This is a genomic window from Flavobacterium xinjiangense, assembly GCF_900142885.1.
Lineage (GTDB): Bacteria > Bacteroidota > Bacteroidia > Flavobacteriales > Flavobacteriaceae > Flavobacterium > Flavobacterium xinjiangense.
Genome location: NZ_FRCL01000029.1, coordinates 1 through 2,703, shown reverse-complemented (window position 1 = coordinate 2,703; position 2,703 = coordinate 1). Strand labels below are relative to the sequence as shown.

The following is a 2,703-nucleotide window of genomic DNA, read 5'->3' as shown; positions in this document are numbered from 1 at the left end:
ATATTCCGCTGCAAAGGTCGCCACGATTCCGCTACAAAGTACGCCACCCATTCCGAAGCAAAGGTCGCCACGATTCCACTGCAAAGGTTGCCACTTATTCCGGAGCAAAGTACGCCACTTTACTCCTGATTTAGCACTTTTAAAGGACTGACATTCCGACACAAAGTACGCCACCTATCCCAGATCCATTGTCTCACTAAGTAGAGATTTAACCGCCATTTACCATAAGTTTGGTTTGTAATCAAAAAACCACTTGCAGTATGGCAAATAAACTACTTAGTATGATTAAGATTAGACAGATACTTTTATTCTTAGAACGTGGTGTTTCACAGCGTGCTATAGAAAAAGAAGTCAAAATTTCTAGAAAAACAATCGCACTTTATTTGCAAAAATTTGTGCAAACTGGAGTTGATTTTAAAGAATTATTAAAGCGTTCTGATCAAGAACTTGAACACATACTGGGGCTTTTAAAGCCTGTTATTGCGGAAGATACTGATCCGCGTAAAGTTCATTTTAATAATCTGAGTGGTTACTTCACCAAGGAACTTAACCGAACTGGTGTAACTCGTCTACTGCTTTGGGAAGAATACATTAAAGAATATCCATCAGGCTTTCAGTATTCTAGGTTCTGTGAACTTTTACAGGATCAGGAGAAGGTGAACAATGCCGTGATGCATTTCGCCCATACTCCTGCAAAGCTTCTCGAAGTAGACTTTGCTGGAGATATGCTTCACTATGTAGATACTTCAACAGGTGAACTAATTGCATGTCCAGTATATGTTGCTATTCTTCCCTTTAGTGGTTATGGCTATGTAGAGGCTTTACCTGATGCGAAACTGCCTCAAGTAGTTAAGGCGTTAAACCATACCATTGAATACTTTGGAGGCGTTCCTTTGACTGTTAAATCGGACAACATGAGGCAATGGGTGTCAAAAAGTTGTAAATATGAACCTGTATTTACTGATATGCTCGAGCAATGGGCAAACCACAATAATATCGCTCTGCTGGCAGCTCGTCCCTATAAACCAAAAGACAAACCTTCTGTTGAAAATAATGTAAAGATCACCTATAGACGCATTTATGCCGCTCTGCGTAACGATATTTTTTATAGCCTTTCTGATCTAAACAAGGCCATTAGAGAGAAACTCAATAGTCATCATCAGTTGAACTTTCAGAAGAAAGTATTCAGTAGACTCGAGTTGTTTGAAAGCCAAGAAAAAATAGCACTACAACCCTTGCCAGAATCCCCATACAGTATCAGACATTACACCAAGGCAAAGGTGCAAAAGCATTACCATGTGCTTGTGGGCGAAGACTGGCACTTTTACTCTGTTCCATACCGCTACATTGGAAAGGAGGTACGCATTTCTTATGATCAAGACATCGTAGAGATCTATTCTGATGGACAAAGAATTGCTGTGCATACTAGGAATTATACCAGCCATGGCTACACCAGTACTAGGGAACATATGCCTGAAAGACACCAGGCCATTAGTAATCAACGTGGATGGAGCCCTGGATACTATCTCAAAAAAGCAGAAGAAAATGGACCATATACTTTTGAATTCTTCAAAAAAGTAATGGACAGTAAACTGATAATCGACCAGTCCTATACAGCTTGTTTGGGTCTGCTGAGATTAATGAATACTTATGGCAATATCCGAATGGAGGCTGCATGTAAGCGGGGGTTAAGGGGTAACAAAATTAGCTATGGTGTCATTAAAAATATCCTGGAAAACAATATGGATTTACTCGAAGAAGAGGCTCCTGCTGAATTCCGTATCCCTGACCACAAAAACCTCAGAGGCCCTGAAGCCTATAATTAAACAACTTAAATAAATCCTAATAGAAATGAATACACAAAACACATTAGAACAGCTTAAAGGTCTTAAATTGACGGGCATGGCCAAAAGGTATGAAGCCGCACTATCACTTCCTGTACATGAAATAGAGGATGTCCATTCTCTCATTGCCATGATTACTCAGGCAGAAGTAGAATACAGAGAGTACTCCAGAACACAAAAGTATCTAAAGGCTAGCAAACTGCGTTACCATGCATTACCGGAAGATATAATCTGTAATACAGAAAGAGGCATTACAAGAGAACAGGTATTAAGACTTTCTGATGGCATGTTTATAGAAAAAGGCGAAAATGTTCTGATAACCGGTGCCACTGGTTGTGGTAAATCTTTTATGGCCTGTGCCTTAGGGCGCAGTGCTTGTTTGCTTGGTTACCGTACCCAGTACTTTAGTATGAATAAGTTCATGGATGCCGTGACCCAAGCAAGGCTTGACGGTTCATATCTGAAATGGATTAGGGGCATCTCAGCAAACAAGCTACTGATCCTAGATGACTTTGGATTGAAAGCCTTGAATAATGATGCAAGGATTGCCTTATTGGATATTCTCGAAGATAGATATGGTTTAGGGTCAACTATGATTACTTCACAGTTGCCCGTGGACACTTGGTACAACTTCATTGAGGAGCCAACTCTGGCCGACGCCATAATGGACAGATTGTCAGCTTCAGCACACAGAATAGCATTAACAGGAAAATCTTTGAGAACTAAAAAAAATCATTAACTTTGAAAAACATCATCTTTACTTAGTGATGATAAAGGCCGGTTTGACTGGCGTACTTTGCTCCGGAATAAATGGCGACCTTTAGCGCGGAATGGTGGCGTACTTTCGTCGGAATATCCA

General features: G+C 40.4%; 2 protein-coding genes. Both read left to right on the top strand.

What is annotated here, in order from left to right; genetic code table 11:
* The first annotated feature begins 260 nt into the window (after window positions 1-260).
* A complete protein-coding gene (gene istA / locus BUC23_RS17120; RefSeq protein WP_073211907.1) occupies window positions 261-1,826 on the top strand; it encodes an IS21 family transposase in 1,566 nt (521 codons plus the stop codon).
* A 25-nt stretch (window positions 1,827-1,851) separates the two neighbouring features.
* On the top strand, window positions 1,852-2,583 hold the full coding sequence (gene istB, locus BUC23_RS17115; protein ID WP_073211904.1) for an IS21-like element helper ATPase IstB: 732 nt from the start codon (window positions 1,852-1,854) through the stop codon (window positions 2,581-2,583).
* The last annotated feature ends 120 nt before the right edge of the window (window positions 2,584-2,703 follow it).

What these genes read in the sequence shown, in the direction of transcription:
- istA (WP_073211907.1), top strand. Translation starts at nt 261, where the DNA reads ATGGCAAATAAACTACTTAGTATGATTAAGATTAGACAGATACTTTTA.
- istB (WP_073211904.1), top strand. Translation starts at nt 1,852, where the DNA reads ATGAATACACAAAACACATTAGAACAGCTTAAAGGTCTTAAATTGACG.